General features: G+C 68.4%; 14 protein-coding genes. 11 read left to right on the plus strand and 3 right to left on the minus strand.

The features are described 5' to 3' along the window. Positions 1 to 53: 53 nt before the first annotated feature. Together LJE69_RS20470 and LJE69_RS20475 are read left to right on the plus strand one after the other, a co-directional pair. Complete coding sequence (locus tag LJE69_RS20470) at positions 54 to 326, plus strand: glycine zipper domain-containing protein (RefSeq protein ID WP_296927921.1); 273 nt, start codon at positions 54 to 56, stop codon at positions 324 to 326. 867 nt (positions 327 to 1193) lie between these two features. Next, positions 1194 to 1460: an RNA-binding protein gene (locus LJE69_RS20475; protein WP_296927922.1), complete on the plus strand. Its 267-nt coding sequence runs from the start codon at positions 1194 to 1196 to the stop codon at positions 1458 to 1460. Between the two features lie 305 nt (positions 1461 to 1765). Here LJE69_RS20475 and ubiD read toward each other — a convergent pair whose 3' ends face one another. Continuing rightward, positions 1766 to 3232: a 4-hydroxy-3-polyprenylbenzoate decarboxylase gene (ubiD, locus tag LJE69_RS20480; protein ID WP_296927923.1), complete on the minus strand. Its 1467-nt coding sequence runs from the start codon at positions 3230 to 3232 to the stop codon at positions 1766 to 1768. 299 nt (positions 3233 to 3531) lie between these two features. Between ubiD and LJE69_RS20485 the strand changes: the two genes are divergently transcribed. The 6 genes from LJE69_RS20485 (at position 3532) to glk (ending at position 12020) form a co-directional block, all read left to right on the plus strand. Next, a complete protein-coding gene (locus tag LJE69_RS20485) occupies positions 3532 to 4671 on the plus strand; it encodes a glycosyltransferase (RefSeq protein ID WP_296927924.1) in 1140 nt (379 codons plus the stop codon). Between the two features lie 249 nt (positions 4672 to 4920). After that, positions 4921 to 7995: an ATP-binding protein gene (locus tag LJE69_RS20490; protein ID WP_296927925.1), complete on the plus strand. Its 3075-nt coding sequence runs from the start codon at positions 4921 to 4923 to the stop codon at positions 7993 to 7995. A 142-nt stretch (positions 7996 to 8137) separates the two neighbouring features. Continuing rightward, a complete protein-coding gene (locus LJE69_RS20495) occupies positions 8138 to 9541 on the plus strand; it encodes a sigma-54 dependent transcriptional regulator (protein ID WP_296927926.1) in 1404 nt (467 codons plus the stop codon). Positions 9542 to 9690: 149 nt separating this feature from the next. Next, positions 9691 to 10242: a hypothetical protein gene (locus LJE69_RS20500; RefSeq protein ID WP_296927927.1), complete on the plus strand. Its 552-nt coding sequence runs from the start codon at positions 9691 to 9693 to the stop codon at positions 10240 to 10242. Between the two features lie 283 nt (positions 10243 to 10525). Continuing rightward, positions 10526 to 10888 carry a sulfur globule protein CV3 gene (locus LJE69_RS20505; protein WP_296927928.1) on the plus strand — a complete coding sequence of 121 codons (363 nt, stop codon included), beginning with the start codon at positions 10526 to 10528 and terminating at the stop codon, positions 10886 to 10888. A gap of 142 nt (positions 10889 to 11030) precedes the next feature. Beyond that, entirely contained in the window at positions 11031 to 12020 is a 990-nt protein-coding gene (gene glk / locus LJE69_RS20510; protein WP_296927929.1) for a glucokinase, read from the plus strand. Between the two features lie 264 nt (positions 12021 to 12284). On the opposite strand, the gene LJE69_RS20515 is transcribed toward glk, so the two are convergent. After that, complete coding sequence (locus tag LJE69_RS20515; protein WP_296927930.1) at positions 12285 to 13070, minus strand: FRG domain-containing protein; 786 nt, start codon at positions 13068 to 13070, stop codon at positions 12285 to 12287. A 382-nt stretch (positions 13071 to 13452) separates the two neighbouring features. Here LJE69_RS20515 and LJE69_RS20520 point away from each other — a divergent pair, with 382 nt between their 5' ends. The 3 genes from LJE69_RS20520 (at position 13453) to LJE69_RS20530 (ending at position 20790) form a co-directional block, all read left to right on the plus strand. Continuing rightward, a complete protein-coding gene (locus LJE69_RS20520; protein ID WP_296927931.1) occupies positions 13453 to 14370 on the plus strand; it encodes an ion transporter in 918 nt (305 codons plus the stop codon). Positions 14371 to 14420: 50 nt separating this feature from the next. After that, the gene (locus tag LJE69_RS20525; RefSeq protein WP_296927932.1) at positions 14421 to 16211 is read left to right on the plus strand and encodes an autotransporter assembly complex family protein; all 1791 of its coding nucleotides are present in this window, start codon (positions 14421 to 14423) and stop codon (positions 16209 to 16211) included. A 307-nt stretch (positions 16212 to 16518) separates the two neighbouring features. Continuing rightward, positions 16519 to 20790 carry a translocation/assembly module TamB domain-containing protein gene (locus tag LJE69_RS20530; RefSeq protein ID WP_296927933.1) on the plus strand — a complete coding sequence of 1424 codons (4272 nt, stop codon included), beginning with the start codon at positions 16519 to 16521 and terminating at the stop codon, positions 20788 to 20790. 549 nt (positions 20791 to 21339) lie between these two features. Here the strand turns inward: LJE69_RS20530 and LJE69_RS20535 are convergent. Beyond that, the gene (locus LJE69_RS20535; protein WP_296927934.1) at positions 21340 to 22500 is read right to left on the minus strand and encodes a DUF3611 family protein; all 1161 of its coding nucleotides are present in this window, start codon (positions 22498 to 22500) and stop codon (positions 21340 to 21342) included. Between the last annotated feature and the right edge of the window lie 147 nt (positions 22501 to 22647).

Raw genomic sequence — 22647 nt, forward strand, 5'->3', positions numbered from 1 at the left:
CGAGCCCGTTCGAGCCGCCCTTTCCCCCTTCCGACCCCGGAGGTCCAGCACGCATGAGAACAAACATCGCCCTGGCTGCCCTGCTCACCGCCGCCGTCTGTGCAGGTTGCGGCGGGACGACCGCTTCGCGCACTGCAACGGGCGCCGCAGCCGGCGCCGCCGCGGGCGCGGCCATCGGTTCCACCAGCGCCAATGCCGGCAAGGGCGCGCTCATCGGCAGCGCGGTCGGCGCGCTCGGCGGTTACGCTTACGACCAGCACGAGAAGGAAAAAGAGAAAGAAAAAGAGAAGGAGCAGGCGAAGAACCGGTACTACAACAGCTATTGATCGGCTGAGCGGCGGCCACCGGGGCCTGCGACGCGCGGCGCGGTGGTCGCGCGGCGGCCGTCGCGGTAAAAGGCCTGAGGCGGGCTCGACTCGGCGCTACGGGTGCGTGGCCCGTGTGCTGGCGGCCGCGCTCATCACCCGCCTTGATGCCGGCCGACTGCTTCGTGGATTGCCCCCGGGTCGCAGGGGCTTGGCGGTGGCCGACCTGGTGCGCGCCGTCCAGGCGGCAGGATTCCCCACGAGCGGTATGGAAAAGCGACCGAGCCGCGTTGACGCTCCTCAACCTATGCACTAGATTCCGAGGCAGGTCGCAGCGCGCAAAGGGGTCGGGCTTCAGTTCCAATTCCGGAAACCCCCCAAAGGCCGCCTCTGCGCCGCCCGCGCGGCGGAGCCGGCCGTCGGCTCGGGCGTCAGTCGGCTTTCCCCCGCTGCGCACCCACAACCGCTGGCCCGCCTCTCCGCTTTGCTCTGCCGCTTGCGCCGCGGTCGCCGCAGGCACCTCGCAGGCGTTTTCCCTGGCTTTTGCCCATCGGAGCATCCCGTTCCCACCCTTTGGCGTCGTGCCCGCGTATTTCGTGGCATGGCCCCCTGTGTCGTGGGCATCGGGTAGTGAACGCGCGGCGATGATGTGAATACGGCTCGCCGGGGAAAGGACTGAATCTTTGGTCTTCCGGCAAAGACAGATCGGAACGGCAAACGTGGTTTCGCTGTTCGCGCGTGCGCTGAGCATGTGGGGCCTTCCGCCCCGCCCGGAGCGCGCCGAGGTTCGTCGGTGCCGGTACGGCGCCGTATGCCGGCCGTCGATTTGTGCGTTGGTCGATGGTCGCCCTCGCCTTGGCAATGCACGGTTGCTGTCGAGATAGAGCGATGCGGATCTACGTAGGCAATCTGAAATACGCGATCACCGATGACCAACTGCGGGAGATGTTCAGCGAGTTCGGCGAAGTGGCCAGCGCGGACGTGATCAAGGACAAGTTCTCCGGTCAGTCCAAGGGCTTCGGCTTCGTGGACATGCCCGACGATGCCGAGGCGGGGGATGCCATCCAGGCGCTCAACGACTCCGTGCACGACGGGCGCAAGCTGACCGTCAACGAGGCCAAGCCGCGCACCGAGCGCTCACCGCGGCGCTTCTAGTGCACTCATGTGGAAGTATCGAGGCCACTGTCAAGGCCACCCGTGGCGCTGATCCTTGTCGACCTGGAGGCCGACACTCCGGCCCCGGGTCGGGCTGGCCGGAGTGTCGCCCTCCGGGGCGACACTCGCTCGCGCCGGACAGCGAACGGTATCGACAATTCCAAGACCGTGCAGTAGCTGCAAGCGAGACATCGGCCATGCCCTTTCAGGGTCGGGGTTGAATCGCGGCTCGGAACCGGCAAGGCGTCGCTTGCCGGTTCCCTTGCCTTCAGTGCCCCGCCGGAGACGATGACGACGGTACGGTCTCAGTTGAGCCCCAGTTCCGGCCAGAGTGCGTCCACCCGCGCCTTGACGGCGTCGTCCATGCGAATGGGCCGCCCCCATTCGCGAGAGGTCTCGCCTTGCCATTTGTTCGTCGCGTCGAAGCCGATCTTCGAGCCCAGTCCCGATACGGGCGAGGCAAAATCCAGGTAGTCGATGGGCGTGTTCTCGATCATCACCGTGTCGCGGGCCGGGTCCATGCGTGTGGTCATGGCCCAGATGACATCGCGCCAGTCGCGGGTGTTCACGTCGTCGTCCACGACGATGACGAACTTGGTGTACATGAACTGCCTAAGGAAGGACCAGACGCCCATCATCACGCGCTTGGCGTGCCCCGGGTACTGCTTGTGCATGCTCACCACCGCCAGGCGATAGGAGCAGCCTTCCGGGGGCAGGTAGAAGTCCACGATCTCCGGGAACTGCTTTTGCAGGATGGGTACGAAGACCTCGTTCAGCGCAACGCCTAGGACGGCGGGCTCGTCCGGCGGGCGGCCGGTGTAGGTGCTGTGGTAGATGGGGTCGGGGCGCTGGGTCAGGCGCTCGATGGTGAATACCGGGAATTGGTCGACCTCGTTGTAGTAGCCGGTGTGGTCGCCGAACGGCCCCTCGGGTGCCGTGTCGCCCGGGTGCAGGTGCCCTTCCAGCACGATCTCGGCGCTTGCCGGCACCTGCAGGTCGCTGCCGAGGCAGTTCGCGAGCTCGGTGCGGCTGCCACGCAGCAGCCCGGCGAAGGCGTACTCCGAGAGCGTATCCGGCACCGGAGTCACCGCGCCCAGGATCGTGGCCGGGTCGGCACCGAGCGCGACGGCAACCGGGAATGGCTTGTCCGGGTGGTGCCGCTGCCAGTCGCGGTAGTCCTGCGCGCCGCCGCGATGCGCTAGCCAGCGCATGATGACGCGATTGCGGCCGAGCACCTGCATGCGATAGATGCCGAGGTTCTGACGCGGCTTTTCGGGACCGCGGGTGACCACCAGCCCCCAGGTGATCAGCGGTGCCGCGTCACCGGGCCAGCAGTGCTGAATGGGCAGCCGGCCGAGGTCGATCGCGTCGCCCTCGAACACCTGCTCCTGACAGGGCGGGCTGCGGCGCACCTTCGGTGCCATGTCGAGTACCTTGCGGAAGATGGGCAGCGCCTCGAAGGCCGCCTTCATGCCCTTGGGCGGTTCCGGCTGCTTCAGGAAGGCCAGCAGTCGGCCCACCTCGCGCAGCGCCTCCACCGACTCCTCGCCCATGCCGAGGGCCACCCGCCGCGGCGTGCCGAACAGGTTGCCCAGCAGTGGTATCGATGACCCCTTCGGCCGCTCGAATAGGAGCGCCGGTCCGCCGGCGCGCAGGGTGCGGTCACAGATCTCGGTGACCTCCAGGTTGGGGTCCACCGGTACCCGGATGCGCTTGAGCTCACCGCGCCGCTCCAGTTGCTCGATGAAGTCCCGCAAGTCTCGGTATTTCATGTTCTGTGCTCCTGTGTCGCGTGCCGCGTAGCGGTGTTCCGCCGTCCGCCCGTGCGCTCGGGCGGCCGGCGAATGATGCCGGAGGCGGCCCGAGCCGGGGCCTGGGCACGCCCTTATTAGTAAGCCGCTGCCGGAAAACGTTAACGCGCATGCAGTTTTGGCCTATCGCAGCGGCTAGAGTTCGGGTTGGACAGGCGGGGCGCCCGCCGGGCAGGAGCCCTGCTGCCCGCCGCGTTGGAGCTCATGTCCCGCTGTGGAATTGCTTGCCGTATCCATCATGCCCGAGTTGTAACGTCCCTATGGTCTCCGATCTCATCGTCGTCGCCGAGCGCCGGGCCTACGCCCCGAGTTGTACCTTCCAGCTCATGAGCCGGCTGCTGTTGGATCGTCAGGTGTTGTGGGTGGACGCGGACGCCTTTCGGCGGGAGCGCCACGCGCAGGCCGCTCCCGCTGCCGCATCCCCGCCGACCGCCAACACGGCGCCGGACGTCAAGGCGCCGTTCCCGGTGCTCACGGCCGAGGATCTTGGTGCCGGTGCCCACCCGCTGGCGCCGCTCGTGAGCTCACGCCTGCTGGCACGGCGGGTGATGCGTACCGCGCAGAGCCACCGCTTGCGCAATCCCATTCTCTGGCTGGCATCGCCTTGGGCGGCCCCGCTGCTGGAGGCGGGGTACGATGGACCGGTGGTTTATCAGGTGGGCCCTGAGCAGCTACCCGCGGACGCCGACGCCGCGCGCGCGTGCGCCGTGCAGGAGGCCGCCATCCTCGCGCGTGCCGATCTGGTGCTGCTGCCGGCGCGCGACGCCTTGCCGCAGGTGCCGCGCGCACGCACGCGGCTGCTCCCGGCCGCCGTGGACCTGGACCTGTTCTCGACGCCGGCACAACGCGCCCGCGATCTGCCTCAGCATAGGCCCATTGCGGGCTGCCACGGCCATTTCGACAGGGGGTTCGATGCGCGGCTGTTCGCGGACATCGCGCGGCGGCTGCCGCACTGGCGGTTCATGCTGCTGGGACCGGTGGCGTGCGACCTGTCCGCGGTACGCGGCCTCGCCAACGTGCGCGTCGCCGGTGCGCGGTCGCAGGATCAGCTGCCGCGCTACCTGCAATTCTGGAACGCATCCCTGCTGCTGCGCCACCCGGGTGCACCGGTGCGGCGCGCGCCCCCGGTCACCTTGCTGGAGGCCCTGGCCACGGGGTTGCCGGTGCTGGTCGCCGGTCGGTCCAACCTTGGCGGCTATGCAGACCTCGTGACGCGGGCCGAGGATGCCGATGCTGCCGCCGCTGCCGTATCGGCGGCGGCGGCCGAGCCGGCCGAGTGGCGGGCGCTGCGCCGCCGCCGCGTCGCCGGTGACGGTTGGGACGCGCGGGCCGCGATGGTCAACCGGTTACTGGCGGACTTAGACGCGCACGCGGCCATCGGTGCCATCGCCGGACGCTGAAGATAGCCGCTGGCGGACGCTCCCCGCGGTCCGCCGGCGGACCTCCACCGCCCGCCCTGCCGTTCGCCGGCCGGTCTCGGCAGGGCGTCCCGTTGCGTCCTGCCAGGCCGGGCCGCGCCCGGTCTGCGCCTACCGTTGCCCCGGTGCGTCATCCCGCGGCCCGCTCGGAGCGGTCGGGTTCAGGGCTCACCGGCCTGTGCTAAGCTGCGGCGTCACCGGTATCCGCCGGTGACGCCGCGACCGTGTGCAATGCGTGCCAGCCAAAAATTGCTCGCCGGCCTCCCGACCATCGCGCTGGTACTGCTGGTCGGCCTGTTCATCACCGGCTCGCGGGTGCTGCATGGGGCCGCGCAGGACGCCGAGCGCTCGGGCCAGGTCTGGGCCGACGCGCTGGCCACCGCGCTGGTGCACGATGCGGCGGCACCGGGTCTGCTCGATGCGCTGGTGGATCGTGCGGCTGGCGATGCACGGGTCGTTTTCGTCCGGGTGCTCCAGGGCGACGGGCGTCAGCGCGCGCTCGGCGGCAGCGTGCCGCGGGCAGACGCTGCACGCGCCGCCGACGCCGGGCTGCGGTTGGTGTCGGTGGAGGCCATCGGTGCCGATGGCGCCCGCGTTGGACGCATCGAGCTGGGCGTACAGCCGCCAATACCGGGGCGCACGGCCGCCGTGCTGCACACGCTGTGGCCCGCGCTCGCGCTGTTGTTCCTGCTCTTTGTCGCCAGCGCCGCCTGGCGCTATCGCGCCGCTGTCCGGCGTCTGCTGTCGAGGCTCGAGCACGGCGCCGCGCAGGTCGCCCGTGACGGCCCGGGGCTGGAGCTCGCGGCCATCGGCGACCGCCAGCACGACCGGCTGATCGATGCCTTCAACGCCATGTCGCGCCGGCTCGCGGGTAGTGACACGGCCGCGCGCGCGGCGCTCGCCGACGCCGAGCGCCGCGCCGCGGAGGTGCGCGAGCGCGAGGCACGCCTGCGTCAACTGCTGGACACCGCCCACGACGGCATCGTCACCCTGGACGACGCGGGCCGGGTGGTGGAGCTCAACGCCGCCGCCGAGCAGTTGCTCGGCATCGCGGCGACAGTCCTGCGCGGCCGCGGACTCGATGCCTGCATCGACTTCGAGCATGTGGAGCCGGCGGCGCGGACGCTGCTGCTCGGCAGCCCGGCAGCGCCGGACGCACCCCGTCGCGGCGAGTTGGAACTGGTGGGCGTCGGTGGACAGCGCTTGCCGGTGGAGGTGACGGTCTCCGCGTGGCGCACCCCGGCCGGCCGCTTCAAGACGCTGTTCATGCGCGACATCTCGGAACGGCGTCGGGTGCAGGCGCAGCTCGAGGAGCGCGCGCAGCGCGCCGACGTGGCCAACGAGGCCAAGACTCGCTTCCTCGCCGCGATGAGCCACGAGATCCGCACGCCGCTCAACGCGATTCTCAACATGAACGAGTTGCTGCTGGAGTCGGAGCTCGACGATGAGCAGCGCAACTACGCCGCCACCGCCGGCGAGTCGGCGCGGGCGCTGTTGTCCATCGTCAACAGCGTGCTGGACTTCTCCAAGATCGAGAGCGGCCGCGTCGAGCCCGCGCCGCGGGCCAGCGATCCGGAAGAGATCGTCAAGAGCGTCGTGGATCTGCTGGCCGCGCGAGCCCATGCCCATGGCTTGGAGCTCACCGTGTTCTGCGAGCCGACGGTGCCCGAGCGTATCGACACCGATCCGGGCCTGGTGCGGCAAATCCTGCTGAACCTACTGGGCAATGCCATCCGCTTCACCGACGAGGGCGCGGTGCAATTGCGCCTCGAGCGTGACCCGGGCGCCGAGATTCTACACATCGATGTGCTGGACACCGGCGTCGGCATCGCGGCGGAAGATCAGGCGGAGCTGTTCTCCGAGTTCAAGCAGGCACACGGACCTAACGGGCGGCCCCAGGGCGGCAGCGGCTTGGGGCTCGCCATCAGCCGGCGGCTCGCGCGGCTGCTGGGTGGCGACATCACCCTGATGAGCACCCCTGGGGAGGGGAGTAGGTTCACCCTTGCCCTGCCGCTTCCGCACGCGGTGCCGGCGGGTGCGCGTGGGACGGCCGCGGCGCCGCTCGGCGACCGGCAGATCAGCCTGTGGGCGGACAACGCACTGCTGGCGGATGCGCTCGCGGAGCAATTGGGTGCCTATGGCGTCGCGGTATCGGTGTTGCGGCAACCGTCCGCCGGTGTGCCGGCGGGGTGCTGCGGGGCGGTCCGGTTGGCGCGGCCAGGCGCAGCTGGGCCGCCCCGGGAAATTGCGCTCTACCGCGTCGGCAGCCGTTGTGCGGTGGAGCCGGGTGGGACATGGGTGGCGCGCCTGCGCATCCCGGTGACGCCGTCCACGCTGTTGGCGGCGCTGGTCGATGCCTTGACCAAGGAGACTCCGGCGACGCAGGCGGCGCCGGCGGACGGCTTGGCCGAGGGTATCGCCCACCTTGCGGCCGACGCGCTACCGGTGCTGTTGGCGGAGGACAGCCGGGCCAATCAGCTCGTGGCGACGAGTATTCTCGGCAAGGCGGGGTTCCGCGTGGATATCGCCGAGAACGGGCTGCAGGCGGTGGCGGCGGTGAACCGGCAGAACTACTCGCTGGTACTGATGGATCTGGCGATGCCGGAGATGGATGGCATCGAGGCCACCGGCTGCATCCGCGCGCTGCCCGGCAAGCGCGGGCGCGTGCCCATCGTCGCCATGACCGCGAACGCCTTCGACGAGGATCGCCGGCGCTGTCTGGAGGCGGGCATGGACGGCTATCTGAGCAAGCCCATCGAGCGGCGGGCGTTGTTCGAGGCCGTGCTCAGATGGGCTCAGCCCGGCGCCGTCGGCAAGATACCCATGGCCGCGATGGCCCCAGCCTCGCCACCAGCCGATGCCGGGCGGCCCGCCGCAACGCCGAGACAACCGGCTGACGCGGTGCTGGCTGCTGCCGAGGCCCAGGCGCTGCCGGCGGAAATTGCCGCGCTGGCGGTGCTGGACGAGCGTGTCATCGCCGCGCTGGCTTCCGACCTCTCCGATGCGTTGATGCCGGAGGTGGTGGCCACCTTCGTCGAGGAGGCGCGCGAGCGCATCGACGCCATTGAGCAGGCGGTCGAGAACGGTGATTGCGCGGGCGCCGCGCGTCAGGGGCACGCGCTCAAGGGCAGTGCCGCCACCTTCGGTGCCGTTGCCTTGCGGGAGATGGCCCTCGCCATCGAAAGGTCCGGTCGCGACGGTGCGCTGGACCCGCTGCGAAGCCAGGTGGCGAGCCTGCGAACCTGCGGTGAGACCGTTCTGCGCGAGCTGCTTGCGCGCTACGGCGGCGAGGCGGCGGCGTCCTGAATCCCAGCCCACTGGGACCGCCATCAGCGCCGGTCGGCGTTATCATATCGGTAAATCCCCTTTGCACCCCATCCGACCGGGCGTCTGTGCCCGAACCGGTGACCCCGGTGCTGCCCAGAGGTTTTCACGGAGCCCGTGGACAATGGCAAGCGACCCCGCCGCCGTGCTGATCGTCGAGGATAGCCTGAGCCTCGGCAGCATCTACCGCGGCTACCTACGCGACGAGACGTATCTGGTGACGCATGTGCCGGACGGTGCCAGTGCCATGGCACGCATCGAGCACCACCCGCCCGTCGTGCTGCTGCTGGACCTGCAATTGCCGGACATGGACGGCATGGACATTCTGCGCCATGTCCACGAGCGGCGGATGCCCATCGCCGTAGTGGTCATCACCGGCCACGGCTCCGTGGACAAGGCGGTGGACGCCATGCGTTACGGCGCCTTCGACTTCGTCGAAAAGCCGGTTTCGCAGAAGCGCCTCATCGTCACCGTCCGCAACGCCGCCGAGAAGGTGCGCATGCGCAGCTTCGTCGACCGGCTCACCGACGATTTCCGCCGCGAGGGCTACCACGGCTTCCTTGGCAGCTCTCTGCCCATGCAGGCGGTGTACCGCATCATCGACAGCGCCGCACCGAGCCGGGCCACGGTGTTCATCACCGGCGAGAGCGGCAGCGGCAAGGAGGTCTGTGCCGAGGCCATCCACCGCGCCAGCGACCGTCGTGACAAGCCCTTCGTCGCCATCAATTGCGCCGCCATTCCGCGCGATCTGATGGAGAGCGAGATCTTCGGCCATGTGAAGGGCGCCTTCACCGGCGCCGTGCGCGATCGCGTCGGCGCGGCCAAGCAGGCCGGCGGCGGCACCCTGTTTCTGGACGAGATCGCGGAGATGGACCTCGACCTGCAGACCAAGCTGCTGCGCTTCGTGCAGACCGGCACCTTCCAGCCGGTAGGGGCGTCCGGCATCGAGAGCGTAGACGTGCGCTTCGTCTGCGCCACGAACCGCGATCCGCTGGCGGAGGTGGCGGCCGGGCGCTTTCGCGAGGACCTCTTCTACCGCCTGCACGTGATCCCGATTCAACTGCCGCCGCTGCGCGATCGCGAGGGGGACATCCTGGAACTGGCCAACAGCTTCCTGGCCCGCCATGCGCAAGAGGAAGGCAAACGGTTCACTGGCTTCGACGCGGACGTGGAGGCGGTTTTCCTGGCCTATGCCTGGCCCGGCAACGTGCGCCAGCTCCAGAACGTGATCCAGAACGTGGTGGTGCTCTACGACGGCGAGCGCGTGACCCGGCACATGCTGCCGCCACCCTTGGACAGCATCGACCCCAGCGCGCCCGTCGGCAGCGCGCCGCCGCGGCCGGCTGCCGCGCTGCGCAGGCCACCGGCGAATGGCTCGCCGATCCGCCCGCTCAAGGACATCGAGCGCGAGGCCATCGAGCAGGCCATCGCCTACTACAACGACAATATCCCCCAGGCCGCCGCCGCGCTCGGTGTCAGCCCATCCACCATCTACCGCAAGAAGCAAACTTGGGACGACCGGCGCTGACGCCCGGTCGGTGGGAGCGGCGTCCGCGCCGCGATCCGGCACGGCACCGCGCCGCCGTGCTATGACTAAGCCTAAAAGAACCCGCCACGCCTCCCGCGTGGACGCAGCGTCCGCGCCGCGATCGGGACCCACCGGGGCGCCACCACCACATGCACCAACCTGTCAGCAACCGCCGAGCCGACCCCGGCCCTGATCCCCTCCGGGTCATCCTCTGGCTCGCCGTCGCCCTGCTCGCCGCCGCTGTCATCGGCACCGCGGTCTACAAGGCCTGGCCCATCCTCTTCCCGCCCATCGCCGAGCGCGCGCCGCTGAACCCCGCCTGCGACGTCACCCGCGCCGACTGCAGCGTGCACTTCGGCGACGGCGGCCGGGTGCAACTCGCCGTCCGCCCCCGCGGCATCCCCGCGGCACAGCCGCTCACCATCGACGCCTGGCTCACCGGCCTGCCGCGGCCCGAGCGCGTCGAGCTCGACTTCGCCGGCGTCGACATGGACATGGGCTACAACCGCGTCACCCTGACGCCATCCCCGGACCAACCCGGCCACTACACCGGCCGCGGCATGCTCCCCATCTGCGTGCGCCACCGCATGACCTGGGAGGCCCGCGTGCTGCTGCGCCTGCCGCACGGTACGCTCGCGGCGCCGTTTCGCTTCGATACTAGCCGGCAGGGGACGGCGCCATCGCGGGGCCGAAACACCTAACAGAGACCGGCTCAAGCAAGCGGGCTGTCGTACCCAAAGTCTGCGGGGCAGCCAAACTGCGCGACCCCTGCAGTAGGTGTCCGCGTCTCGCACCCCGCACCCCACACTTCGCACTTCGTACTTTCCGCAGCAGCTCTCCGTATAAAGTTGAGTAAGCATATGCGAATATTACGAAATTGACATACGTCAACCCAGGGCGGCGATTGCCTGCCTAAGCTCAATTCGGGCCGAGTCCACTGGGCCGGTCCCGTCGATTCGCGATGTCAACGACGGAGGTAACCCAATGCTCGCTAAGAAGCGTCTGTTGCTTGCCGCAGGTCTGGCCGCCGCGACCCTGTTCGCCGCCGGCTCGGCAAATGCCTTCTGGGGTCCGTTCAACCCGTTCAACTGGTTCGGGGGACCCGGCTGGGGCGGCTGGGGCGGCCCGTGGGGCGGCTGGGGTGGTCCCTGGGGTGGCTGGGGCGGCTATCCTGGCTACGGTTGGGGTGGGTATCCTGGCTATGGCTGGGGCGGCTATCCGGGCTATGGCTGGGGTGGCTATCCGTACGCCTGGGGCGGCTCTCCTTATGGCTATGGCTATCCCACCTACGCCTGGCCGGCACCGGCCGCGCCCGCTGCGCCTGCCGCGGAGTCCAAGTCCAAGTAGGACATCTGTCTGCGGCGCCGTTCGGCGCCGCTGTCGCCGCGCGGAGTCCCCGCGCGGTGGCCCGATCCACCAGTGTGAAGCGGCTCCTCCGGCGGCTTGCTATGATCTTGACCCAAGTCAAGACAGCAGCCGGAGAAACGACATGCGCGTGTTGGTAGGCGACATCGGCGGCACCAAGACGGGCCTCGCAGTGGCGGAGGTGGACGGCGATCAGGTCGCCGTGTCCGAAGCGGTCCGCTATCCGAGCGGCGACTATGGTGCGCTGGCGGACATCGTGCGGCGCTATCTGGACGAAGCCGGCGCGGTCTGCGATGCGGGCAGCTTCGCCATCGCCGGGCCGGTGGTGGACCGGCACAGCAAGACCACCAATCTCCCCTGGGAGGTGGATGCGGCCGAGCTGGAGCAGGCGTTGGACCTCGGCCGCGTGCATCTCCTCAACGATCTGGAGGCGGTGGCCTGGGGCGTTGCGGCGCTCGGCGCCGACGATCTTGCCGAAGTCCAGGCGGGTGAGCCCGACGCGTCGGGCGAGGCGCGTGGCAACGCCTGTGTGGTAGCCCCCGGCACCGGCCTCGGTGAGGCCGGGCTGTACTGGGACGGCGAGCGCCACCACGCCTTCGCCACCGAGGGCGGGCACACGGATTTCGCACCGACCGACCAGCGCGAGTTTGCCTTGCTCCAGCACCTTCAGGGGCGCTTCGGGCGTGTCAGCTGGGAGCGGGTGGTGTCCGGCATGGGCATCGGCAACATCTACAGCTTCCTGGCTGATTTCCACCGCGCCGAGCATCCGCCGGCGGTGGCATCGGCGCTGGCCGGCGACGGCGACCTGGCCGCGGCGGTCGCCGAGAGCGCCGACTCGGGCTGTCCGGTCTGTGCCGAGACCATGGACCTGTTTGCGGTCCTCTTTGGCCGCGAGGCGGGCAACATGGCGCTCAAGCACATGGCACTCGGCGGCGTTTATCTCGGCGGTGGTATCGCGCCGAAGAACCTGGATCTGCTGCGCGCTGGCGGCTTCCAGCAGGGTTTCTTGGAGAAAGGCCGCATGCGCTCGCTGATGGAGCGGATGCCCGTGCGGGTGATCCTGAATCAGCAGGCGCCGTTGTTGGGGGCGGGGCGGTTTGCCGCGCAGGACTAGTACCCCGTTTCAGGCAATTTTGCAGGACGCCAACCCGGGTGGGGCCGGAGCCGAGAAACCACGGCGACAGCGGGCTTACCCGCTCCCTGTGTGGGGGTAGCTAATCCCCACGGCGCCAAGATACAAGGGCGACACTCCGGCCGTTGCCCTGGGGGTGTCGCCCTGGAGGGCGACACGGGCAAGGAGCGGCCTCTATCCTCCCGTCTGCTCTTCGGGCCGTATCAGGCGGGATCCGCCGCGGCCCTCAGCCCTCAGTGCTCGGCCCTATCCCTTAGGGCTGTAATGGCGCTTGAGCCAGGCGGTGAGTCCCTCCAGGCCGGGGAAGAGCACCCGCTCGGTGACGTTGGACTGGTCGAGCTTGTCGCGGATCTCCCACTTGAGGCTCGCGGGTACCACGATCTTACGCGCGAGCCCCGGGTGCTCGACGAGCCACTGATCCATGGTCAGCCGTGGGTCGGACATGACCGAGAAGAACGCGAACTGGTTGACGATGCGGTCGTCGATGGAGGGCGGCTCGAAGAAGAGCGCGAAGGGTCGCGGACAGGATGCGTCCAGCTCCTCCAGGGACTTGAACGTCTCCGACAGCATCTCGACCGTGAACACGTTGGCGCCCTCGCGCGCCAGGCATTCCGCCAGCATGTCCGGCACCAGCTCGTGGGTGCGCAGATAGTTGGCGCCCCAGATGGCGCCGTCGCGGTCGAAGAGATCGATGTTGGCGGTGGCGAAGTGCAGCGCCGCGAAGGGTGAGTAGGTCCAGTCCATGAGCCGCGTCGGCAGGCCATAGTGCTGGGCGACGGAGAGCCAGTGCCAGACCGAGTCCCGTTCCACCACGCGGCGATGGGCATACTTGCGAAAATTCCGCAGCAGGTGCCGCTCCAGCACCGCATAATCGCCGCCCAGCCGGCACAGCGTCGTCTCCAGCCGATAGCGAGCGTCGGACAGGCCGCGGAAGGCGTAGCGGGAGCGATAGCGCCCGAGCTCGGGGATCCAGGCATCGGCGAACAGGGCCTCCTGGAGATCGCTCCAGCTCTCGACGCGGATCTCGTCCATTATCGTGCTCGTGCAGCGGATGGGTAGCCCAGAAAGCTTAGCGCGGGCGTGTGATGGAGCGGCGAAAAAGTACGGAGTGCGAAGTCCGAAGTCCGAAGTCCGAAGTCCGAAGCACGTGGCGCGTACGCCGGGTTTCCGCTCTCGATGCGCCGCGCGTCCCGCGCCGCACTTCGCACTCCGCACTGCGTCAACGCCTCGTCCGGCCCCGCACCTCGGTCTTGATCACAACTCCGTCCAGTGCCGTGGCCCGGTGGGAGCGGCGTCCTCGACGCGATCGGGTGCCCGTCGCGCCGAGGACGGCGCTCCCACGGCGGCGGGCCAAGTTATGATCGGCGCCCGCGCCTCATTTTCGAATCAACCCGACAAGCCAGGAGTTTTTCGCATGTCGTCCCGCGAACGTATCGGCGCCTGGATCGAATCTGCCCCGGTGCAGCGCTTCATCATCGCCGTGATTGTCGTCAACGCCGTCACGCTGGGGCTGGAGACCTCGGCATCGATCAGGTCGGACTGGGGCGGGTTGTTGCACCTGCTCGATCGCGTGGCGCTGGCGATCTACATCGTCGAGATCGGCCTCAAGATCTATGCGTTTCGGCTCGGTTTCTTCCGCGGCGCATGGAACGTCTTCGACTTCGTGGTGGTGGGCATCGCGCTGGTGCCGGCGAGCGGGCCGCTGGCGGTGCTGCGGGCGCTGCGCGTGCTGCGGGTACTGCGGCTGGTGTCCACGGTGCCGCGGCTGCGCTTCGTGGTGGAGGCGCTCTTGGCGGCGATCCCGGGCATTACGTCGATTGCGGGCCTGATGCTGCTCTTGTTTTACGTATTCGCGGTGATGGCGACGGGTCTGTTCGGACAGGACTTTCCGGAATGGTTCGGGAGTATCGGCGCGTCCATGTACACGCTGTTCCAGATCATGACCTTGGAGAGCTGGTCGATGGGCATCGTGCGCCCGGTGATGGCGGCATATCCTGCCGCCTGGGCCTTTTTCGTGCCCTTTATCCTCATCGCCACCTTCACGATGCTGAATCTCTTCATCGGCATCATCGTGGATACCATGCAGACCATGCACGAGGCCGGACATGCCGCGGACCGCCGGGAGGTGGAAGGGGCGATGCACGACGACACCGGCCGGGTGCTGGCGGAGGTGAGCCGGCTGCGGGCGGATCTCGCCGAGCTGCGCGCCGAGCTCCGGGGCGGCGCGCCCAGTCTTGAGCCCAGTCTTGAGCCCAGTCTTGAGCCCAGCCCGGGGTCCAGTCTGGGGCCGGGCCCGGGCGATGGCCGCGGACACGGAATGGATACGTCATAAACGCGTTGAAAAGAGTTGCATATTGACTTGTCTTCACTAGTATCTTCGCTATGCCCTCTGCCATTAGCCAGCGCTGGTGTCAGCTTGTCCGCCGGCGTTCCCGGGCCCGGCGCGTGCTGCTGTGTATCGCGCTGTGCCTGCCGTTGCCGGCGGCGGCCGTGTCGTTGCAGGTGAACGTCGAAGGCGTCGAGGGCCAGGAGCGCAAGAACGTCCTGGCGCTGCTCGCCATCTACCAGGAGCAAGGCAAGAAGAACCTCACGGTGCCGCTGCTGCTGGCCCTGCACCGCCGGGCACCGGAGCAGATCCGCAACGCGCTGGCGCCCTTCGGCCTCTACCGGGTGCAGGTGCAGGACAGCCTGAAGCAGCCGGAACAGGGCAACGACCGCTGGGTGGCCACCTATCGCATCGACCCGGGCCAGCCCGTCAAGATTGCCTCTGTCGACTACCAGATCACCGGAGCCGGCGCGGACAATCCCGCATTTCCGAAAAAGTTCCCGATGCAGCCGGGCGATGTCCTGCTGCACGCCGACTACGACAAGGCCAAGAACGAGATCACGGCCATCGCCTCCGAGCAGGGCTATCTGGACGCCGACCTCGTCCGGCATGTCGTGCTGATCGATCCGGTCGCCTACGACGCCCACATCGAGTTCCATCTCGAAACCGGCCCGCGCTTCTACTTCGGGCACGTGACGTTCAAGCAGGACCTGCTGTCGGACGCCTACCTGAAGAAGTTCGTGGACTTCAAGCCGGGCGACGTCTACGACCCGGACCTGCTGCTGCAACTGCAGGGCAATCTCGTCGCCATGGAGTACTACAAAAACGTCGAGATCGTGCCGCTCATGGACCAGGCCGGGCCTGATCACCAGGTCCCGATCCGCGTCGTGGCCGAGCGCAACAAGCCCAACAAGTACCTAGTCGGCGTCGGCTACGCGACGGACATCGGGCCGCGCTTCAGCCTCGATTATCGGCGCCGCTACATCGGCCCGCGCGGGCACAAGCTGAAGGCCGAGATCCAGGTGGCGCCAGTGACCCAGTCGCTGGTCGCCGACTACCGGATTCCGTTCCGCAATCCGCTGTCCGACTATTACGTCATCCGTCCGGAGCTTTACTCCTACGACACCGCCAGCCGACAGGGGACGCAGTTCAAGGTCGGCGCCGCGCAGTCCATTCTCACCCGCAGTGGCTGGCGGCGGGACATCGGCGTCGACTATCGCTACGAGGACTACAAGATCACGGACGAGCCGAACAATACCTTCAATGGGCTGGTCCCGTATGTGGCGTGGTCAAGGGTGGATGCAGACGACCCCATCAACACCAAGAACGGCTACCGGGTGCGATTCCTGGTCCAGGGTACGGCACGCAACGTGCTGTCCGAGACCAGCTTTCTGTCCGGGACGGCCAGCGTTAAGTGGATCAAGACCTTAGGCGCCCGCAACCGCTTCATCACCCGCGCCGACCTGGGCGCCACCTGGGCCCCCAGCCTGCAGGACGTGCCGGCGAGTCAACGCTTCTTCGCCGGTGGCGACAGCAGCATTCGCGGCTGGGGTCTGGACGCGCTGGGACCGATCGACCCGGCCACGGGCCAGGTGGTGGGCGGGCGCTTCCTGGCCGTCGGCAGCCTGGAGTACGACCGCACCATCAAAGGCCCCTGGGGTGTGGCGGTGTTCACCGACTTCGGCAACGCCTTCGACCCGACCTACAACTCCGCGTGGGAGCAAAGCGTCGGCGGCGGTCTGCGCTTCGCGACGCCGATCGGTCCGATCCGGGTGGACCTCGCCTATGCGATCACCAAGGACCCGGCGGGGTTCAGGCTGCACCTGGGGCTTGGGCCGGATCTTTGAGCCGCGAATGACGATTCCGCCTCGCCGTGCCTTGCCGGACACCCTGCGGGATGCACCCTTGGGAGCGTCGGCCTTGATCACAACTCCGTCCAACGTGATGACCCCGTGGGAGCGGCGTCCCCGCCGCGATTGGGCGCGCGTCGCCCCGAGGACGGCGCTCCCACGGCGGCGGAGGCGCTCATGGTCGACGCCGGACCGTTCAACCACCGTTGCCGCGTTAAGTGGCTCACAGGATCGCCGCAGGCGATGGCGGCGTGGGATGCCGCGCGGTTACCCTTGACGGATAGCGCTCAGGACCCCAAGCCCCATGCCCAGACGTAACGCCGGCAAATCGTCCATCGGCTGGAAGCTGCTCCGCCTGCTGCTGCGGGTGGTGGGCGTCGTGCTGCTGCTGGTAGTGCTGCTCTTAGGCTTCGTGCTGGGCACGCAGACCGGCCTGCGCGCCGCCGTGGGCCTGGCCGAGGAGCTCGCGCCGCAGATGATCACCGTCGGCCAGGTGGACGGCCGCGTGCTCGGCGAGCTGACGCTGGGGGACGTGATGCTGGAGCTCCCCGGGCTGTCGGTGCGAGTCGGTCACCTGCACCTCGACTGGCAGCCCGGCGCGTTGCTCATCGGCCGGCTGCACATCGATGACCTGACGGTCGCGGACGTCGACGTTGTGTCCACGCCCAAAGCGAAGAAGGAGCCCTTCGAGCTGCCGAAGCAGATCCGCCTCCCCATCGAGGTGGACATCCAGCGCCTGCTGGTGGAGCGGCTGAGCATCCGCGAGAAGGGCGCACCGGAGAATACGGCGATTCTGCTCACCCGTGCCGAGCTCTCCGCCACCGCGGAGTCCGATCGGGTGGATCTGCGCCGCCTCAGCGCCCAGCTCGCCCAGCCCGAGGCGAGCGCCACGGCCGCGGGCAAGGCCCAGCTCACCGGCGACTATCCGGTGGATCTCAAGCTCGACTGGCGCTTCCGGCGGCCGCCGGCACTGGAGCTCAGCGGCGCCGGCAGTATCGGCGGCACCCTGGCGGCGCTCGATATCCACAACCGCGTGGAGGGAGCGGTGGTGCTGACCCTCGACGCCACCGTGCACGACGTGCTGAGCGCACCGTCCTGGCGGGCTGACATGCACCTGGAGCGCCTGGACCTGCCGGCCATCGTGCCGGACGCCCCCGCCGTGAACGTCACCGCGCGGCTCGATAGCAGTGGCGACCTGAACAAAGGCAGCGTCACCGGCAGCCTGTCCGGGGATGCGCCGGACCTTCCCGACGTCGGCAAGCTCTCCGCCAAGCTGGACCTCGCCTGGGCCGAGCAGCGACTCACGCTGAACACCGTGCGCGTGGACGAGACCGGCTCCGGCGCCATGCTCGACCTCACCGGCCACGCGGACCTGTCCGGACCGACGCCCGCATTCGACATCCACGGCGCCTGGGAGCGGCTGCGCTGGCCGCTCGCGGGCAAGGCGCTGGTGGAGGCGCCGCTCGGCAAGCTGGACGTCGTCGGCGACCTGGACGCCTTCGGCTACACCCTGAACGCCGAGCTGTACGGCGCCAACATCCCCGAGGCGCGCATCGACCTGAGCGGCAACGGCAGCACCAAGGCGACCCGCGTGGACCGCCTGCTGGTGGAGACGCTCGGTGGCCGCATCGAGGCCAAGGGCAGCGCCGCCTGGTCGCCAGCGGTGACCTGGGACATCGCCGTTACCGCCGCGGACATCGACCCCGGCCTGCAGGTGCCGGGGCTCGACGGCAAGGTGGCGCTGAAGGCCGACTCCCGCGGTGGGCTGGAGCAGGGCTATGGCTTCGACGCCAACATCGTCACCCAGCTCAAGGCCTACCCGGACGCCGTGATGAACCTCGCCGGCAAGGGCGATCTCAAGCAAGTGCAGGTCGACACCCTGACCGTCGAAACCCTGGGTGGTGTCATCGACGGCGGCGGCAAGCTGGCGTGGTCGCCCACGCCGGTATGGGACCTCGCGCTCACCGCCAACGACCTGGACCCCGGTCGCCAGTATCCCGGGCTGGACGGGCAGGTCGGCTTTAAGCTCACCAGTACCGGCGGGCTGAAACAGGGCTTCGATTTCAAGGTCCAGGGCAGCGCCGCCGTCGGCGACTATCCGCCCGCGGTGGTGGACATCGGCGGCAAGGGCGACGCCAAGGCGGTCCAGCTCGAGAAGCTTCAGATCAAGGCGCTGAAGGGCCGTATCGACGGCACCGGACGGGTCGCCTGGGCGCCGGCGCTGAGCTGGGACGCGGCGCTGACGCTGAAGGATCTCGATCCGGGCAGCCTGCTCGCCGAGTGGCCTGGAAGCATCGGCGGGCAGGTGCAGAGCCAGGGCCGGATGACCGATCAGGGGCCGGACCTCTCGGCGCGCATCAGCGACGTCAGCGGCAAGCTGCGCGGCTATCCTGTGCGCCTCGATGCGGCGCTCAGCATGCAGGGCAAGAATATCCGCGTGGAGAACCTCACCGCCGGCTCCGGCAGCACGCGGCTGACCGCCGACGGCAGTCTCGCCGATCAGCAGCTCGACTTCCGGTTCGATTTCACCTCGCCGGACCTCGCCGCCCTGGTGCCGGGCGGCGCCGGCAGCCTGGACGCGAACGGCAAGGTCGGCGGCACCCTCGCTGCGCCGCGCGTGCGGCTCAGTTTCAAGGGGCGGGATGCCGAGGTCTCGGGGCAGGGCATCGCCGCGATCGACGGCAGCGTGGATGTCGGGCTGGGCGCGGGCGGCGACTTCAACATCGACATCACCGGCAGCAACCTCGTCGCCGGCGGACAGCGCTTCGAGACCCTGTCCGTGCAGGGCCGCGGCCGCATGGACAGCCATAGCCTGAAGGCGACCCTCGGCGGTGAGGCGCTTGGCGTGAAGCTGGCCGTCAACGGCGGCTTGAGCCCGAGCTTCGACTACAAGGGCAGCCTCGGCGAGCTGACGCTGACGACGCAGACGCTCGGCACCTGGAGCCTACAGCGCCTGGCGCCCCTCGACTACGCCGGCGGTGCCGCCAAGGTCGGCCCCCTCTGTCTCGGCAATGGCGCCGGCTCCGGCGCTTGCGTCGGCTTCGAGCAGCCGCAGGCGGGGCGCTTCGAGGTCTCGCTCAACGCCGATCGCATCGACTTCAACATCCTGAACCCGCTGCTGCCGGAGCTCCTGGTGATGAAGGGCTACGTGCGCGCCGACGGCCGTTTCCGCGGCGAGGGCAACCAGCTCACCGGCAGTGCCCGCGTGGAGGTGCCCACCGGCGAGGTCGTGCTGTCGCTGAACGACGAGAACAAGGACAAGCTGACCTTCTCCGGTACGCGGCTCGACGTGCGGGCCGGCGCCAATGCCCTGGATGCGAGTTTCAATCTGCCGCTCGCCCGTGTCGGGGGCGCGCAAGCCGAGGTGACACTGCCGGGATTCCGGCTGAACAGCGGTTCATCCCAGGCGCTGCGCGGCAACCTGCGGCTGAACCTCTCCGAGCTGTCCGTGATCTCCAACCTGTTTCCGGATATCGACAACGTCACCGGCAATATCGAGGGCGACGTGCGCTTGGCCGGTACCCTGGGTGCGCCGAACCTGGGCGGGCAACTGCAGGCGCGCAACCTTGGGCTGCGGCTGCCGCTCTACGGCACGACGGTGTCCAATGGAAGCCTCACCGCAACGAGCCGGGGTGCCAGCGGGTTCGATCTCACCGGCGGCGCCAATGTGGGCGGCGGGCGCCTGGACCTGAACGGCACGGTGGACCTCGCCGGCGCGAAGCCGGCGGCGCAGGTGAGCGTGCGCGGCAAGAAGCTCAAGGTTGCCGACAGCAGCGAATACTTCGCGCTGCTGTCGCTCGACATGAACGTCGGCGTCGGCCCCGGGGGCACCGCTGTGCGGGGTCAGATCGACGTGCCGGAGGCGCGCATCAAGCCGCGCACGGTGCCGGCGGGCGCGGTGGAGCCGTCACCGGACGTGGTCGTGGAGACGCAGAGCCAGCAGAAGCAGCCGTTGCCGCTCAGCATCGATGTGCTCGCCAAGCTCGGCGAGAAGGTGTCCATCGACGCCTTCGGCCTGCGCGGCCTGCTGCGCGGGCAATTGCGCATCACCAAGGCGCCGCGGGGCGACCAGATCCTGGGCGACGGGCAGCTCAAGATCGTCGACGGCACCTACCGCGTGACCTTGCCGACGCTGGGCGTGCTCACCGCCATCGGCAAGCCGCTCACCATCGAGCAGGGCGTCGTCGTGTTCGCCAAGACGCCCATCTCCAACCCCGGCCTGATCCTGAACGCCCAGCGCGAGGGCGGCGACGTGACCGCCGGCGTGCGGGTGCTGGGTACCCTGCGCCATCCCAAGCTCGCGTTCTTCTCGGAGTCCAACCCGGAGTTGACCCAGTCCCAGGTGACGCAGTACCTGATCACGGGCATACCGCCGACCCGCAATGCCGCGGCTGACAAGCGCGCCCTGGCGGTGGGTACCTATATCACGCCGAAGATCTACATGGAATACGAGGGCGCCACCAGCGACGCCAACGAGACCATCAAGATGCGCTACGACCTCTCCAACCGGATCGAGTTACAGGCCGAGACCGGCGGCACCCAGGGCGCGGACATCTTCTTCAAGTTCGAGAACTGATTGCGGCGGCGCGGCAGTAGCCCCGGGGGTGAGGGCTTAGCCACGCCTCAGAATCAACTGAAACGGCGCGCACTTCGGGCGGGGGAGCGAAGGAACTGGGCAAGTACTGCTCGCAGCACCGAAATCGAGCGGATCGTAGGTCGGGTTAGCGCAGCGTAACCTGGCGCTGGACGCCGGTAAGCTGTGAATTGTCGGGTTACGCTGCGCTAACCCGCCCTCCCACAACAGCTGCTCCAGGCGCGGCGGCGTGGGAGCGCCACTGCCTTTTGTGGCGCGAGAATGGCTGGGAGAGGTTGCCTGCCGCTTGGCAGTGACTCAGGGCACGGCGTGCTGTCTTACCGCCGGTCGCGGCACCAAGAGTGCCGCTCCCACAAGAGCTGCTGCGATCCTTAGCCGCGCCTCGGCAACAACCCAAACGGGGCGCATGCGGGGTGGCCGAGCGGAGAGATTGGGCAAATACTGGCCGCGCCGCCGAAATCGAGCGCATCGTAGGTCGAATACTTGCCCGGTCTCCTCAGGGCGGTAGCCGGTTTCGGGCACGATGATGAGTCACAAGTTGAAGCGGTGGAGGCGATTGAGGATCCACAGACAGATCAGGATGCCGATGAAGTGCGCGACGACGATCTCGAAGTTCGCAAGCAGGACGAAGACATCGACCGCGCGGACGATGGACTGGGGATTGGTGATCGCGATGCCCGGCGGTTCGGAGACGGTCTTCGAGATCAGCAGCGCGATGCTGAAGGCGGTGCCGAGGATCGCCAGTGTTAGGCCCAGCGCGCTGCCGAAGTTGATCGTCGAGACCAGCCGCTTGACACTCGCCCCGGTGCCCTCGGCCATCTCGCCGCGCTTCAACGAGCGCGCGAGCACGATGCAGGAATAAAAGCCGATGACCGTGAGCGCGAGTACGCCGAGCGAGAGATAGGCCCAGACGATACCCTTGCCCCATGAGAAGCCGTACAGCGTTGGCTGGTTTTCCTCGTAGTAGCTGCTCGAGGTGGTGACGATCAACAGCAGCACGGCGATGAGCCCCAGGCAAAGCTGCACCCAGAACGCGACGCTGCCGAAGATCTTCAGGTTCCGCGCGAGCCCCCGGCTGTTGGCGAGCAAATCCTCGTCCGGCGGCGTCTCCGGCTCATTGCTCGACGCCGGTGCCGGTGCGGGTGCTGGTGCGGGTGCCGATGTTGGTGCTGGTTCAGATGCCGACGTTGCCACGGGCGGCACCAGCACGCGCCGATGATGTGGCCGCGGTGGCCGCTTGAGCGCACTCCACGTGAGCAGCGCCAGCGTACCGATGATCGGGACCGTCACCGCGATGGCGGTGATTTCGTGCCATTGGCTGAACAGGGCGTCCACGTGCTGGCCGATGGGTAACGACGGCGGCAGCCACTGCGTCCAGCTCGGCGTCGCTCCGCCGCTGAAGGCCCACGCCAGGTAGCCAGTCAGCGCGGTCACGAGCAGCAGGCTGAACAGCAGCGACTCGAACACCACCAATGCGATCTGGAGCCAGCGCGGACGGCCATGCGAATGGTCCGGCGAGCGGGCGAAGAGCCGCCAGATCGGCGTGATGACGACCAGCACCGCGAGGACGATGCCGAGCGCGATATGAATCAGTGCGGCGATCTCGGCGTCCTGCGAGCCCACCGGGAGGTAGTCGAGTGACCATCCGATACCGAGCTCGGCCAATGCCAGCAGAGCGACGATCCAATACATATCGGTAAACCCCTTGGCCCGCCGCCGCGGTGGAGACTGGGCAAATATTGCCCGCAACGCCAAAATCGAGGGCATCGTAGGTCGGGGTAGCGATAGCGTAACCCGACAATCAATGGCTCACTCGCGCCCTGACTGGTGCCCTGACTG

It is taken from the genome of Thiohalocapsa sp., from assembly GCF_022340605.1.
Taxonomy (GTDB): Bacteria; Pseudomonadota; Gammaproteobacteria; order Chromatiales; family Chromatiaceae; genus Thiohalocapsa.